This is a genomic window from Stenotrophomonas rhizophila (assembly GCF_001704155.1).
In the GTDB taxonomy this organism is placed as follows: domain Bacteria; phylum Pseudomonadota; class Gammaproteobacteria; order Xanthomonadales; family Xanthomonadaceae; genus Stenotrophomonas; species Stenotrophomonas rhizophila_A.
Map to the genome: position 1 here is coordinate 3,122,992 of NZ_CP016294.1, position 13,870 is coordinate 3,136,861.

12 protein-coding genes are annotated in these 13,870 nt (G+C 67.1%); 8 read left to right on the top strand and 4 right to left on the bottom strand.

Translation table 11 applies throughout. The features are described from left to right. Positions 1-257: 257 nt before the first annotated feature. The 3 genes from BAY15_RS14020 to BAY15_RS14030 all read left to right on the top strand — a co-directional run bounded on the left by BAY15_RS14020 (position 258) and on the right by BAY15_RS14030 (position 2,580). A complete protein-coding gene (locus BAY15_RS14020; RefSeq protein ID WP_068853632.1) occupies positions 258-1,118 on the top strand; it encodes a pirin family protein in 861 nt (286 codons plus the stop codon). A gap of 64 nt (positions 1,119-1,182) precedes the next feature. Continuing rightward, on the top strand, positions 1,183-1,923 hold the full coding sequence (gene aqpZ, locus BAY15_RS14025; protein WP_083214195.1) for an aquaporin Z: 741 nt from the start codon (positions 1,183-1,185) through the stop codon (positions 1,921-1,923). 195 nt (positions 1,924-2,118) lie between these two features. After that, complete coding sequence (locus BAY15_RS14030; RefSeq protein WP_068853633.1) at positions 2,119-2,580, top strand: hypothetical protein; 462 nt, start codon at positions 2,119-2,121, stop codon at positions 2,578-2,580. Positions 2,581-2,651: 71 nt separating this feature from the next. Here the strand turns inward: BAY15_RS14030 and BAY15_RS14035 are convergent, their stop codons facing one another. After that, complete coding sequence (locus tag BAY15_RS14035) at positions 2,652-3,503, bottom strand: pirin family protein (RefSeq protein WP_068853634.1); 852 nt, start codon at positions 3,501-3,503, stop codon at positions 2,652-2,654. 203 nt (positions 3,504-3,706) lie between these two features. Here BAY15_RS14035 and BAY15_RS14040 point away from each other — a divergent pair, with 203 nt between their 5' ends. Continuing rightward, positions 3,707-5,788 carry a carbon starvation CstA family protein gene (locus BAY15_RS14040; protein ID WP_068853635.1) on the top strand — a complete coding sequence of 694 codons (2,082 nt, stop codon included), beginning with the start codon at positions 3,707-3,709 and terminating at the stop codon, positions 5,786-5,788. Then, positions 5,788-6,012, top strand: a complete 225-nt coding sequence (locus BAY15_RS14045) for a YbdD/YjiX family protein (protein WP_068853636.1) — start codon at positions 5,788-5,790, stop codon at positions 6,010-6,012. Before BAY15_RS14040 ends, BAY15_RS14045 begins: the two co-directional genes overlap by 1 nt. Before the next feature lie 147 nt (positions 6,013-6,159). Here BAY15_RS14045 and BAY15_RS14050 read toward each other — a convergent pair whose 3' ends face one another. The 3 genes from BAY15_RS14050 to BAY15_RS14060 form a co-directional block, all read right to left on the bottom strand. Continuing rightward, positions 6,160-7,410 carry a DUF819 domain-containing protein gene (locus BAY15_RS14050; protein ID WP_068853637.1) on the bottom strand — a complete coding sequence of 417 codons (1,251 nt, stop codon included), beginning with the start codon at positions 7,408-7,410 and terminating at the stop codon, positions 6,160-6,162. A 113-nt stretch (positions 7,411-7,523) separates the two neighbouring features. Further along, positions 7,524-8,813 (bottom strand): sensor histidine kinase, encoded by a 1,290-nt coding sequence (locus BAY15_RS14055; RefSeq protein ID WP_068853638.1) that lies wholly within the window; start codon positions 8,811-8,813, stop codon positions 7,524-7,526. After that, positions 8,800-9,501, bottom strand: a complete 702-nt coding sequence (locus tag BAY15_RS14060; RefSeq protein WP_068853639.1) for a response regulator transcription factor — start codon at positions 9,499-9,501, stop codon at positions 8,800-8,802. The genes BAY15_RS14055 and BAY15_RS14060 overlap by 14 nt, the downstream gene beginning before the upstream one ends. A 135-nt stretch (positions 9,502-9,636) precedes the next feature. On the opposite strand from BAY15_RS14060, the gene BAY15_RS14065 reads away from it, so the two are divergent. The 3 genes from BAY15_RS14065 to BAY15_RS14075 all read left to right on the top strand — a co-directional run bounded on the left by BAY15_RS14065 (position 9,637) and on the right by BAY15_RS14075 (position 13,850). Beyond that, positions 9,637-11,349 (top strand): ArnT family glycosyltransferase, encoded by a 1,713-nt coding sequence (locus BAY15_RS14065; RefSeq protein WP_068853640.1) that lies wholly within the window; start codon positions 9,637-9,639, stop codon positions 11,347-11,349. A gap of 108 nt (positions 11,350-11,457) precedes the next feature. After that, positions 11,458-12,201, top strand: coding sequence for a phosphatase PAP2 family protein (locus BAY15_RS14070; RefSeq protein ID WP_068853641.1), 744 nt, complete (start codon positions 11,458-11,460; stop codon positions 12,199-12,201). After that, positions 12,198-13,850 (top strand): phosphoethanolamine transferase, encoded by a 1,653-nt coding sequence (locus BAY15_RS14075; RefSeq protein WP_068853642.1) that lies wholly within the window; start codon positions 12,198-12,200, stop codon positions 13,848-13,850. Before BAY15_RS14070 ends, BAY15_RS14075 begins: the two co-directional genes overlap by 4 nt. Positions 13,851-13,870 lie beyond the last annotated feature (20 nt).

The following is a 13,870-nucleotide window of genomic DNA, read 5'->3' on the forward strand; positions in this document are numbered from 1 at the left end:
GGCGATGAACCACGGTGTTCGGAAACCTGGGCCGCGCTGCGCGGTGTCCGGCCAACGGCCGGGGCTACGAATTCATACGGGCCCATTGGGATCGGGATTAACCCACCACGGGCCCATTCGGATCCAGGTCAACCCACCAACATGTAACGCGGGCGACCTGCGGTTGACTGGAACAACCTGTTACCCGAACGGGCCATGAAACCGCCCTGCGCGCGTGCCATCCTTCCAACCTGTCCCCCGCCAGCGAGAAAGCCCGCATGACGACCATCATCGCCCCGCGCGTCCATGACATCGGCGGCCTTGAAGTCCGCCGCGCCGTGCCCAGCATCCAGGCGCGCAGCGTCGGCCCGTTCGTGTTCGTCGACCAGATGGGTCCCGCCGTCATGGGCGCCGGTGCCGGCATCGACGTCCGCCCGCACCCGCACATCGGCCTGGCCACCGTCACCTTCCTCTGGTCCGGCGCCATCGGCCACCGCGATACCCTCGGCTCCGACCAGGTGATCCGCCCCGGCGACGTCAACTGGATGACCGCCGGCCGCGGCATCGCCCACTCCGAACGCACCCCGCCGGTGGAGCGCGAACACGACCACCCCATCCACGGCATGCAGACCTGGGTCGCACTGCCGAAGGCGTATGAAGAAACCGCGCCCGCCTTCTACCACCACGCCGCCGCCACCCTGCCCGAGCAGCGCCGCAACGGCGCCTGGCTGCGCGTCATCGCCGGTCGCGCCTACGGCGAAGAATCCCCCGTGAAAGTCTTTGCCGACACCCTCAACGTCGCCATCGACCTCGACCCCGGTGCCGAACTCGACCTCGATACCGGCCACGTCGAACGCGCGCTCTACATCCTGGAAGGCGAGGCCCAGCTCGACGGCGTCGATCTGCCCGCCCAGCATCTCATCATTCCCGAAGCCGGCGCACGTGGCCGGTTGCGCGCCAAGACCCCGTTGAAGGCCATGCTGCTCGGTGGTGAACCGCTGGACGGACCGCGCCACCTCTGGTGGAACTTCGTCTCCAGTTCCAAGGAACGCATCGAGCAGGCCAAGCACGATTGGGAATCGGGGGCTTTCGGCAACATTCCCGGCGACGACAAGGAGTTCATTCCACTGCCGGCGTAATGCGCGCGCGTTGCATCATCCGATTTCCGACGTGATTCCCCCTGGGCATCCGTGGAGATCTTCAATGAGCATGGGCAAGCGTCTTGCCGCCGAATTCCTCGGCACCTTCTGGCTGGTTCTCGGCGGCTGTGGCAGCGCCGTCCTCGCAGCGAAATTCGGCGGTGAGGGCAACCCGCTGGGCATCGGCTTCCTCGGCGTCGCACTGGCCTTCGGCCTCACCGTCCTGACCGGCGCCTACGCGTTCGGCCACATCTCCGGCGCCCACTTCAACCCCGCTGTCAGCGTCGGCCTGTGGGTCGGCGGGCGCTTCCCGGCGCGCGACCTGCTGCCCTACATCGTCGCCCAGGTGCTGGGCGGCCTGCTGGCCGGCTTCATCCTGCTGCAGATCGCCTCCGGCGCACCCGGCTTCCAGATCGACGGCAGCCAGGCAGGTGCCTTCGCCAGCAACGGATACGGCGCACTCTCGCCCGGTGGCTACAGCGTCGCCGCCGCCTTCCTGTGCGAAGTGGTGCTCACCGCCCTGTTCCTGGTCGTCATCATGGGCGCCACCCACGGCCGCGCCCCGGCGGGCTTCGCCCCGATCGCCATCGGCCTGGCCCTGACCCTGATCCACCTGATCAGCATCCCGGTCACCAACACCTCCGTGAACCCGGCCCGCTCCACTGCCGTGGCGGTGTTCGCCGGCAGCGGCGCGCTTGGCCAGCTGTGGCTGTTCTGGCTGGCCCCGCTGCTGGGCGGGCTGATCGGCGGGATCGCCTACAAGTGGATGGGCGCCAGCGACGTTCCCATCGACGGCGACCGCTAACCGCGTTCAGAAACATTTGAAACGGTTATTTGAAGAACCGGTCACATTCCGTTAAGGTCGAAATCACCAGACCGTCACCTGACGGGTCCTTCCGGTACGCGCATGGGGCATGCGCAGCACATCGGCCAGGGAACGCTTGGCCACCGGAAGCGCCCGCAGGGGACGGCACGGCTACTTGCACACTTGGGGGAACGCATGAAGATCCTGCACGCCTTGATATTCCTTGGCCTTTCACTGACGGCCGGCACCGCCACGGCGCAATCGGCGGCCAAATGCCCGGCACTGCCCGAATCCAGCGGCCTGCAGTGGCAGGAACAGTCTGCGGCCACCTACGTGCTCTGCAAGGCCACTGCGGCAGACGGGCGCGAGGTGATGACCATGATGCTCACCGGGCGCGACCCGGAAATTCCGCTGGCCCGCCCGCTGCGCCAGGAAAAGGGCAACTTCGCCGGTGAGTCGCTGTACTGGTACCAGCCTGACCTGGGCGGACAGCAGCCGCCGGGGTATGCCACCCGCCGTATGACCGTGGTCAAGTTCGACAAGAACCGCTACGCGCAGATTTCGCTGTATCCCAGCGACGCCAGCGAACTGCGCACGCTGCAGACGTTGTCGCAGGGCATGAACCTCAATCCGTCGGCGGTCGCCGCCGAGCGGTGACACCCGGTAGCGCCGGCCGTTGGCCGGCACGCGGGTGGCCAGCGCCGGCCAACGGCCGGCGCTGCCTTGTTTCAGAAGCGGCCTTCCTGGAAATCCACGAAGGCCTGCATCAGTTCCTGCCTGGTGTTCATCACAAACGGGCCATGACGCATCACCGGCTCCCGCAACGGCCGGCCGGCGACCAGGATCAATCGCGCTCCACCGGCGCCCGCGCGCAGCTGCAGCAGTTCGCCGCCACCGAGCACCGCCATTTCCTGCCGGTCGACCGGACGCGCGTCATCGCCGTCGCCAATCGTCAGCCCGCCTTCGAACACATAGGCGAACGCGTTATGTCCTTCCGGCAGCACGTAATCCCAGGCCGTGCCTGCGTCCAGCTGCACGTCCAGGTACAGCGGATCGGTGGCCGGCTGCACGATCGGGCCGACCGTGTCGCCCACCTGCCCCGCGATCACCTTGACCTGCACGCCCGGCGCCGGCTGGGCCAGCGGGATGCGGTCCGGCGCGAACTCCTGGTACTTGGGATCGGTCATCTTGTCGCGCGCCGGCAGGTTCACCCACAACTGGAAGCCGCGCATCTGCCCCGATTCCTGCTCGGGCATTTCGGAATGCACCAGGCCGCGGCCGGCGGTCATCCACTGCACGCTGCCCGGGGTGAGCAGGCCTTCGTTGCCGTGGTTGTCCTTGTGCCGCATGCGCCCGTCGAGCATATAGGTCACGGTCTCGAAGCCGCGATGCGGGTGGCTGGGGAAGCCGGCGATGTAGTCCTCGGCGCGATCGGTGCCGAATTCATCCAGCAGCAGGAACGGGTCCAGGTCCGGCAGCGAGGGACCACCGATGACCCGGGTCAGGCGCACGCCGGCCCCGTCGGAGGTGGCCATGCCACGGATGGTGCGCTGCACGCGCACCGGGGTTGGGCTGCTCATGTTGACTCCGGCGAAAGGAAGATGGATACAAGATGGGCGCAGCCCCCGGAGGCGCCAACCGTCATGCCCGCAACCGATTGTTCCAAGCGTGGTGTTCTGTACCCGTGTACGACCAAAGTACTAGCGGCAAGCCTCCGCAGGCGCATTGACCCGGTCACTGCCAGGGCGGACCCTTACGGAGTTCTTCAGGGAGACGCAATCTCATGAAAGGTTTTTCCAAGCTGGGTTGGGCGGCGCTCGCGCTGCTCGGCGCATTCTGTCTTGGCACCGTCGCATTGCGGCGGGGCGAACACATCAACGCGCTGTGGATCGTGGTCGCCGCAGTCTCCATCTATCTCATTGCCTATCGCTTCTACAGCCTGTTCATTGCCGACAAGGTGATGCAGCTCGATCCCACCCGGGCCACGCCCGCGGTGATCAACAACGATGGCCTGGATTACGTGCCCACCAACAAGCACGTGCTGTTCGGCCACCACTTCGCGGCCATCGCCGGCGCGGGGCCACTGGTGGGCCCGGTGCTGGCGGCGCAGATGGGCTACCTGCCCGGCCTGCTGTGGCTGGTGGTGGGCGTGGTGCTGGCCGGCGCGGTGCAGGACTTCATGATCCTGTTCATTTCCAGCCGCCGCAACGGGCGTTCACTGGGTGACCTGGTGCGCGAGGAAATGGGCCAGGTGCCTGGCACCATCGCGTTGTTCGGCGCGTTCCTGATCATGATCATCATCCTGGCGGTGCTGGCGATGGTCGTGGTGAAGGCACTGGCGGAAAGCCCGTGGGGCATGTTCACGGTGATTGCGACGATGCCCATCGCGATCCTGATGGGCATCTACATGCGCTACATCCGCCCTGGCAAGATCGGCGAGATTTCGGTGGTGGGGTTGATCCTGCTGCTGCTGGCGATCTGGTACGGCGGCAAGGTGGCGGCGGACCCGGTCTGGGGCCCGGCCTTCACCTTCACCGGGATCCAGATCACCTGGATGCTGATCGGTTACGGCTTCGTGGCTTCGGTGCTGCCGGTGTGGCTGCTGCTGGCCCCGCGCGATTACCTGTCGACGTTCCTGAAGATCGGCACGATCGTGGCGCTGGCCATCGGCATCCTGATCGTGATGCCGGAGCTGAAGATGCCGGCGCTGACGCAGTTCGCGGCCAGCGGCGATGGTCCGGTGTGGAAGGGCGGGATGTTCCCGTTCCTGTTCATCACCATTGCGTGCGGTGCGGTGTCGGGCTTCCATGCGCTGATCGCGTCGGGCACGACGCCGAAGCTGCTGGCCAATGAGCGCCACATGCGCTACATCGGTTACGGCGGCATGCTGATGGAATCGTTCGTGGCGGTGATGGCGCTGGTGGCGGCATCGATCATCGATCCGGGCATCTACTTCGCGATGAACAGCCCGGCGGCGGTGATCGGTGCCGATGCGGTCTCGGCGGCACACTACATCACCACGACGTGGGGCTTCACCATCACGCCGGAGCAGCTGGAGGCGACGGCGGCGGCGATTGGCGAGCCGACGATCCTGCACCGTGCGGGTGGCGCGCCGACGCTGGCGGTGGGTATCGCGCAGATCCTGCACCAGGCGATCCCGAGTGGCAGCAACGCGATGATGGCGTTCTGGTACCACTTCGCGATCCTGTTCGAGGCACTGTTCATCCTGACGGCGGTGGATGCGGGTACGCGTGCGGGCCGATTCATGCTGCAGGACCTGCTGGGCAACTTCATCCCGGCGCTGAAGAAGACCGAGTCGTGGACGGCGAACATCATCGCGACGGCGGGCTGCGTGGCGCTGTGGGGCTACCTGCTGTACACGGGCGTGGTGGATCCGTTCGGTGGCATCCAGACGTTGTGGCCGCTGTTCGGCATCTCGAACCAGATGCTGGCGGGTATCGCGCTGATGCTGGGTACGGTGGTGCTGTTCAAGATGAAGCGTGACCGCTATGCGTGGGTGACGGCGGTGCCGGCGGTATGGCTGCTGATCTGCACGACGTATGCGGGGCTGATCAAGATCTTCGACAGCAATCCGGCGCAGGGCTTCCTGGCGCAGGCGCACAAGTTCCAGGATGCGATTGCGAGCGGGACGATCACGGCACCGGCCAAGACGGTGGGGCAGATGCAGCAGATCGTGGTGAACGCGTACGTGAACACGGGTCTGACGGTGCTGTTCCTGTTCGTGGTGTTCGCGATCCTGGCCTATGCGATCAAGACGATCGTGGTGGCACGCCGTACGCCGCAGCGCACGGACCGTGAGACGGAATACGTGGCGCTGCAGCCGCACCAGATGGCGGACCTGTGATGAGCACGGGTCTGGTTCCGGTCGGGCAGTACCAGGCGCACCGCCGCATCTGGCGGCGCCTGGTGCAGACGGCACGTCTGTGCTGCGGGATTCCCGATTACGACAACTACGTGCGGCACGTGCTGGAGAAGCATCCGGACCGCACGCCGATGGACTACAAGACGTTCTTCCGCGAGCGCCAGGAAGCGCGTTACGGCGGCCGTAATGGGGGTCGCTGCTGTTGATTTAATTGGTGGTGGATTCAAAACCGAAAAGGCGGCGCATCTGCGCCGCCTTTTCTTTGGCTCTTCATTTCCATCGGCTATGGCGGGACGGAACGAAAACGCGGTAGCGCCGGCCGTTGGCCGGCCCTCACCATGCTGATGGTGTCGTTACGCTCCGGCCATCCATTTAAGGATCAAGCCGGTTACGTATGCCAGACCGGTTCCCGTGGCGTACCCGACTGTTCCCAGGAGCACTCCCACCGGCGCCAGGCTGGGATGGAATGCTGCCGCCACCACCGGCGCCGATGCCGCCGCGCCGATGTTGCCCATCGAGCCGATGCCGAAGAAGAACAGGGGCGCTTTGACCAGCTTGGCGACGGTCCACAGGACGAGGATGTGGGTGAGCATCCAGATCACGCCGAGCAGGAACAGCCACGGGCGATCCAGCAGGGACAGCAGGTCCATCTGCATGCCGATGCAGGCGATCAGGAAGTACAGGAACACGGTGCCCAGGCGGGATGCGCCGGCCGATTCGAGCCGGCGTGCGCGGGTGAAGCTCAGGCCGAGGCCGAGCAACGTGGAGAGCAGGACCACCCAGACGAAGGCGCTGTCGAGGCTGAACTGGCTGGCCCAGCTGATGTGGGCTTTGAACCAGGCGCTCAGGGGGGCGGCGATGGCGTGGGCCAGGCCGACGCCGCCGAGGGCGACGCCGACGATCAGCATGAGGTCGGTGAGGCTGGGAATGCGGGCATTCTGGGCCTCATAGGCACTGATGCGCGCTTTCATTTCGTCGATGGCGCGGGTGTCGGCGCCGTTGCGGGCGTCGATCTGGGTGGCGCGGTTGGCCAGGAACAGCAGGACGGCCATCCACAGGCTGGCGCAGGCGACGTCGACGACGGCGAACTGGCCGAAGGTGGTGGCGTCGGTACCGAATACTTCGCGCATGGCGACCATGTTGGCGCCGCCACCGATCCAGCTGCCGGCCAGTGCGGCCATGCCGGCCCAGGTGTCGCCGGCGACGGTTTCCGGGTGGATCCAGGACATCAGCTGGAACGACACCACGGCGCCTAGCATGATGCCGAAGGTGCCGGCGCAGAACACGATGAGCAGCTTGGGGCCGAGCTTGAGGATGCCCTTGAGGTCGATGGAAAGGGTGAGCAGCACCAGGGCGGCGGGCAGCAGCACGTCGCGGGCGATGGGGTTGTAGAGGGCGGTGTCGTGGCCGTCGATGAGGCCAGCGGTGTTGTAGATGGCCGGGATGAAGTAGCACAGCAGCAGGGCGGGCACCCAGGCGAAGATTTTCTTCAGCAGGGGGGTCGGGCCGCTGGCGGCCCAGAAAATCAGGGCCAGGGTGGCGGCGATCAGGCCAAGGCCAACGATGTCGTTGGTGATGAGGGCAGTACTGGGTTCGGTCGGCATGCGATCCTCTGTCGATCGAAAGGGCAAAAAAAAGCGCCGCATGATGCGACGCCTTTTTGAGCTTAACACTCTCTTCACCACATGCCACGTTGCGCTGCCGCGCACTGCCACGCCTACCCTGGCAGCGATGCGCTCAGGTCGAGGATGACGCGGGTACCGCGCGGTTCGCTCTGTTCGATGGTGAGTGCCCAGCCGAGGTGTTCGCACAGGCGGGCGATCAGTTCGAGGCCGATGCCGCTCTGTCCGTTGCGATCACCGCGGGCCATGCGCGCGTAGACCGCGGCAATTTCTTCAGGGCTCATGCCTTCGCCGGGATCCTGCAGGGTGACCACGGCACGGTCGGATACGTTGATGGTGATGGTGCCGCGGCCACTGTTTTCGATGGCGTTGCGCAGCAGGTTGCCGATCGCGGCCTGGACCACGCCGAGCGGCGCGATGATGTCCACGTTGGCCAGGCCCTGCACGGCGATCTGCAGGTCCTTGTCGCCCATCAGGTGGCGATGGTCTTCGATGATGTCCGGCACCAGCTGGTCCAGCGGGATGCGTTCCTTCAACGCGGCCAGGCGCGCCGGTTCGCGCGCGAGCACCAGCAGCAGCTGGATGAGCTGCTCCACGCCCTGGGCGGTGCGGTGCACGCGCTGCATCTGCTGGCGCGCACGGTCGGGCAGCGCGGGCTGCTCCAGCGCCAGTTCGGCGGCGCCGGTGATCACCGCGATGGGGGTGCGCAGTTCGTGGCTGGCGGTGCTGATGAACACCCGTTCGCGCTCGACGAACTGTTCGTTGCGGGCCAGGTAGTCGTTGAGTGCGGCGGCGATGACGTACAGCTCGGAACTGCCGCGCGGGTCGACTTCGACGCGCTGGCCAGGCACGCCGGGCTTGAGGCCGTCGATATGCCGGGCCAGCGAGCGCAGCGGGCTGACCAGGCGACTGACACCGAACGAGGCCATCACCACCGTCACTACGATCATCACCACGCTGGCCAGCATCACCCAGCGGGTGGCGAATTCTTCCAGGTCGTGGAAGTCGTTGATGTCCAGCACCAGTGCAAGCCGCCCCTGCCCGGCGGTGTCGCGCACCATCACCGCGCTGGCGCGGCCGGCGATTTCCACGCCGTCGTGCAGGCCCGGATGCAGGGTGCGCAGGATCGGCGGAACACCGGGACTGTCATCGACGGTGAACAGGCGCAACGTGTCCGAGTCCTGCCAGCGGTAATGCGGTTCGTGTTCGATGTGGCTGACGATGCTGTCCAGTTCGGAGTTCAATAGTGCGCGCCACGCCGAATGCTCGGCATGCTCGTGCACGTAGTTGCCCACGCTGAACACCGCCAGGGAGATCAACGCCAGGTAGCCCAGTAGCCACCAGACCAGCCGCCGGTGCAGCGGCGCGGGCTTACGCAGTTTCATCGTGGCCTTCGGTGGCCGGCGCACCCAGGCGATACCCCACGCGCGGCAGGGTATGGATGAGCTTGTGCTGGAACGGACCGTCCACGCTGCGGCGCAGTTCGTAGATGTGGGAACGCAGCAGGTCGCCGTCGGGCAGCTCATCGCCCCACAGCGCGAACTCCAGCTGCTGGCGGGTGACCGCCGCCGGGCTGGCGCGCATCAGCACTTCAAGCAGCTTGCGGCAGGCCGGGTACAGGTGCAGGGCCTGGCCGTCGCGCTGCGCTTCCAGCGTGGCCAGGTCCAGGGTGAGATCGGCTACTTCCAGCACCTTGCGCGGGTTGCGCCCCTGCGCGCGCACGCGCAGCGCTTCCAGCCGGACTTCCAGTTCCGGCAGGGCGAACGGCTTGGTCAGGTAGTCGTCGGCGCCGGCGCGGAAGCCGGCGATCTTGTCGGGCAGTTCGTCGCGCGCGGTGAGCATGATCACCGGCACTTCCGAGCCGTGCTCGACGCGCAGGCGGCGCAGCACGTCGGGGCCTTCCATGCGCGGCAGCATCCAGTCCAGGATCAGCGCGTCGTAGTTCTGGGTGGCGGCCAGGTGCAGGCCGGTGACGCCATCGGGGGCGACGTCGAGGACATGGCCACGCGCTTCGAAATACTCGAACAGGTTGGCGACCAGTTGGCGGTTGTCTTCGATGACCAGGAGCCGCATGCGTCGGGAACTCGGGGGTGATGGCCGCATGGTAGCCCCGGGAATGTCGGAATCCAGTCGCAATTGCCCCGATTCGACGCTTTTCTTACATTGCTTCGGCGAAAGTGCCTGCTCTTCCGGGAACCCCATGCCCCCTTGCCGACACTACTGACGCGCCATCGGTGGCAACTGCTCACCTGCCTTGCCCTGTTGCTGGCCCTTGCGGCGGGAATCGGCCTGCGCGCTCCTACGCCACCGGATGAGCCGCGCTTCGTGCTGGCCGCCCGGGCCATGGTCGAGACCGGCCAATGGCTGCTGCCGCACCGGGGCAGCGAACTCTACGCCGAAAAACCGCCGCTGTTCATGTGGATGCAGGCGGCCACCTACCAGCTGATCGGCCACTGGAACCTGGCCTTCCTGCTGCCCTCGCTGCTGGCCGGGCTGGCCACGCTGTGGTTGAGCTGGGACCTGGCCCGGCGCCTGTGGAACCGGCGCGTCGCGTGGTGGGCGATGTTGTCGCTGGCCAGCTGCCTGCAGTTCGGGCTGATGGCCAAGCGCGCGCAGATCGACATGGTGCTGGTCACGCTCACCACCCTGTCGTTGTGGGCGCTGCTGCGTCACCTGCTGGAACGGCCGAACACGCGCATGCTGTGGGTGGCCGGGTTCGCTGCGGGCCTCGGCACGGTCACCAAGGGCGTGGGCTTCCTGCCGCTGCTGGTGCTGCTGCCGTGGGCGCTGTGGCGCTGGCAGGGCCAGCTGCGGCCTGGCGCTGCCCTGCCCCGCGCGCGTTCAATGCTGTGGCTGATACCCGCATTCCTACTCGGCACCGCCGTGTGGCTGGGTCCACTTGGGATCGCGCTGCTCAATGACCCCGCGCCCGAGCTGCAGGGCTATGCCCGCGAACTCCTGTTCAAGCAGACCGGCACCCGCGATGCCAATGCCTGGCACCACGTGCAGCCGGCCTGGTACTACCTGCAGGTGATCGCCATCCTGTGGCTGCCCGGCAGCCTGCTGCTGCCCGCGCTGGCTCCGGCGTGGTGGAGGCGCCTGAAGCGCCTGGATGGACGCTACTGGCTCCTGCTCGGTTGGGCGCTGCTGGTGCTGGTGTTCTTCAGTGCCAGCCCCGGCAAGCGCGAGGTCTACATCTTCCCGATGCTGCCGGCGCTGTGCGTGGCCGCCGCCCCGCTGCTGCCCGGCCTGCTGCGCCGGCCTGGTCCGCGCTGGTTGCTGCTGGCCTACGTGCTGGTGCTGGGCGCGGCGGCTCTGGGGATCGGCGCGCAGTTGCTGGGCGACGGTGCCTGGGCGCATGCGCAGCTGGCCAAGCGCGGCATGCCAGAAACCCTGCTGCCGGTACTCGGGGCGTGGCTGCTTGGCTTCGGCATTGTGGTGCTGCTGCTGGCCGCCTGGCTTCGCCAGCGGCGTGCCGGCATGCTTGCTGTGTTGACTGCGGTGCTGTTGTGGAACCTGCACGGCTGGGGCCTGATGCCTGCATTGGGTCCGTACAGTTCTTCGTCGGCATTGATGCAGCAGGTCGGCGAGCGGATGGGCCCGTCGGCCGAGCTGGGCGCGCTGGCCTGGCGCGAGCAGAACCTGCTGCAGGCCGACCGGCCGGTGACCGACTTCGGGTTCAAGCGCCCCTGGGACGAACAGTGGCATGACGCGGGCCCGTGGCTGGCGCAGGCGCCGCACGAGCGCTGGCTGCTGGTGCTGGAGCAGGCGATCAGTCCCTGCGTGGATCGCGCGCAGGCGGTGATGGTCGGCAGTGCCAACCGCAACCGCTGGTGGCTGGTACCCGGCACGGCATGGAATGCAGCCTGCCACGCGGAACTGTCCAAGGATGCAGCCGCCGGCGTGGACGACGGTGACTGAATCGCGGATGCACGGCGCGGCCGATTAACGCGCGGGGAACATCGCTCCGACCGGTCTCCGACACGCCGCTGACGACCATGGCGCCGGTTTCCCCGCCGGCCCTGCCTGATGCTTCCTGCTTCCCCTGCACTTGTCCCGCTTGCTTCCGATGCGCCCGCGCAGGCGTCCGGCTTCCTGCGCCGCCATCTCGGTTGGCCGCTGCTGGCCGTGCTGGCCGCCAGTGCCGTGCTGATGGCGGGCGGGGGTGACCAGTGGCTTGCGGACCAGCTGTACCGCATGGAAGGCCATCACTGGCTCCTGCAGAACGCATGGGCGACGAGCCAGCTGATCCACAAGGGTGGCAAGTGGCTGAGCGCAGCGGCAACGCTGCTGACCCTCGTGCTGTGCTTCCACGCCTGGCGCCACGAACGCGCGGCCGCATGGCGCTGGCCGCTGCTGTACCTGGTAATGGCCGTCGCGCTGGGCACCGGCGTGGTGTCGCTGCTGAAGTCGCTCACCAACATGGATTGCCCGTGGGACCTGGCGCGCTATGGCGGCCTGCGCGAGTACGTAGGCCTGTTCGCCTCCCGCCCGCACGACATGCCGCGCGGGGTGTGCTTCCCGGCCGGGCATTCCAGCGCCGGGTTTGCCTGGGTGAGCCTGTACTTCTTCGCGCTGCTGGTGCGCCCGGCATGGCGATGGCGTGGCCTTGCCGTGGGGCTGGTCGCCGGCGGCGTGTTCGGTGCCGCGCAGCAGCTGCGCGGCGCGCATTTCCTGTCGCATGACCTGTGGACGCTGGCGACCTGCTGGACGGTGTCGCTGCTGTTGTTCCTGCTGGTACGCCGCATCAACGCCCGCGGAGTCCGCGCGTGAACACCCTCGCATCGCGAGTGCCAGGCCTCTCCGCGTTCACCACCGTGCGCAACTGGCGCCCAACCTTGTCCACGGAAGTCCTGATCGCGCTCACCAGCATGTTCTTCGCGCTGGCCTGCAACGGCCTGTTCTGGCACAGCGCGATGGCCACCCATCCGGGAAGCCTGCGCTTCGGCCTTTCGCTGCTGTTGCTGCTGGTCGGCGCGCACAGCCTGCTGATGGGACTGCTGGTGTGGCGCTGGAACGCCAAGGTGATGATCGGCGTGCTGCTGCTGGGCACGGCGATGGCCGCACATTACATGGGCAGTTACCACATCTACCTGGATGCGGACATGCTGCGCAACGTGCTGGCGACCGACCACAAGGAAAGCCGCGAACTGATCACTCCCAGCCTGATCGCCCCGCTGGTGCTGCTCGCGGCGCTGCCGATGGTCGTACTGTGGCGCTTGCAGCTGCTGCGCCGCAGCTGGGGCAAGGCACTGCTGTGGCGTGGCGGCTTCCTGCTGCTGTCGGCCGCCACCGCACTGGGCGGTTCGCTGCTGTCGTTCCAGGAAATGTCGGCGCTGATGCGCAACCAGCGCGAGGTGCGCTACCTGGCCACGCCGGGCAACTACCTGCTGGGCCTGCCCAAGGCGCTGCGCGGCGACAACCCGATCCAGCGCGCACCGAAGCTGCCGATCGGGTTGGATGCCAAGGCCACCCCGCGCGCGGCCGACAGCAGGCCGCGGCTGCTGGTGATCGTGATGGGCGAAACCGCGCGCGCGCAGAACTGGGGCTTGAACGGCTACGCGCGGCAGACCACGCCGCAGCTGGCGCAGACCAGCGCGATCAACTTCCCGGACATGCATTCCTGCGGTACCAGCACGGAAGTGTCGCTGCCCTGCCTGTTCTCGCCCTATGGCCGCCACGATTACGATGAGAAGAAGATCCACGCGCACCAGTCGCTGCTGCACGTGCTCGACCACGCCGGCATCGGCACGCTGTGGCGCGACAACCAGTCCGGCTGCAAGGGCGTGTGCGAAGGACTGCCGATGCAGGCACTGGACGATGCAACGCATCCCACGCTGTGCGCCAACGGCCGTTGCATGGACGAGATCCTGATCGACAACCTCGCCCAACAGGTCCGTGCAACGCCGGGCGACCGGGTGGTGGTGCTGCACCAGCTGGGCAACCACGGCCCGAGCTACTTCGAGCGCTACCCCACCCGCTTCCGCCACTTCACCCCGACCTGCGACACCCCGGACCTGGGCAAGTGCAGCCGCGAGGAAATCACCAACAGCTACGACAACGCGCTGCTGTACACCGACCAGCTGCTGGCCCACACCATCGGCACGCTGCAGGGCATGCAGGATTACGACACGGCGATGATCTATCTGTCCGACCATGGCGAATCGCTCGGCGAGAAGGGCCTGTACCTGCACGGGGTGCCGTACGCGATCGCCCCGCAGGAACAGACCCGGGTGCCGATGACGATGTGGTTCTCGCCCGGCTTCGCCGCCAGCCGCGGGCTGGACCTGGCCTGCGTGCGGCGGCGCGCCAGCCAGTACACGGACCATGACAACGTGTTCCCGTCGGTACTGGGCCTGATGCAGGTGAAGACCGCGCTGTACGAGCGCGACCGCGACCTGTTCGCCGGCTGCGGGCGCTGACGGGACCTGTGGCCCTTGCG